Source organism: Streptococcus sp. HMSC077D04 (genome assembly GCF_001808785.1).
In the GTDB taxonomy this organism is placed as follows: domain Bacteria; phylum Bacillota; class Bacilli; order Lactobacillales; family Streptococcaceae; genus Streptococcus; species Streptococcus mitis_BX.
In genome coordinates, this window is the sequence record NZ_KV794548.1 from 1 (window position 1) to 677 (window position 677).

The 677-nt window shown below is 36.5% G+C and carries 2 pseudogenes; both read right to left on the reverse strand.

The features are described from left to right. A pseudogene (locus tag HMPREF2701_RS09845) lies at positions 1-426 on the reverse strand (type IV secretory system conjugative DNA transfer family protein); the annotation flags it as partial. After that, positions 426-677 (reverse strand): annotated as a pseudogene (locus tag HMPREF2701_RS09850) (hypothetical protein); the annotation flags it as partial. The pseudogenes HMPREF2701_RS09845 and HMPREF2701_RS09850, both read right to left, overlap by 1 nt.

Below are 677 nucleotides of genomic sequence, written 5' to 3' on the forward strand. Positions count from 1 at the left end.
CGCAATATTCTTATTTCTATCATATTGGGGTGATTTTTTATCTAATAATGTCAAACGAACATCTTGTGCTAAAATCGTATCATGAGAAAATTCCTTACCGTAAAAGAGCTTCTTTTCTTTTAGAGTTCCAAAACGGGCGCTCCCGTATTCTACCCCTTCTCGGTATTGTTTTTTGCCAGTCTCTAAATACAGATAAACCAGCAACATCATCACAAAGCCTAGTAGAAAAAAAGCACTTGATTTTCCAGTAAAGGAAACATTCCATGGAGACTGAAGAACTTCATCTTGACCTTCCATTAGAAGATGAGTCCATTTATCTAAGGTATTTCCAGTAAAGGAATCATACAAAAGCGTCAAACGATGAAAAAGATAGCCTAGGAAGATACCTAACAGTGAGAATAGTAGGAATTTCTTTCCACTGTACATCATCTCACCATCTCTTTCTGTTTGACGGCCCCTTCTTGTCTAAAAGTAATTTGGGATTTAGCCTCATCAATTGCATCGTCTAATGACTTATCCATTGTAAAATCAGCTAATTTCTCTGGATCATTAACCATTTTTTCTAAAAGATGGTCTAAATGATTGTCCAGAATCGAACGGTCTTTCGTGTAGAAATGCAGAGAATCCCCTTGCCAAGCGATGGCTAAAGGAATCTCTTCTTTTTCTAAAAAAGCTTT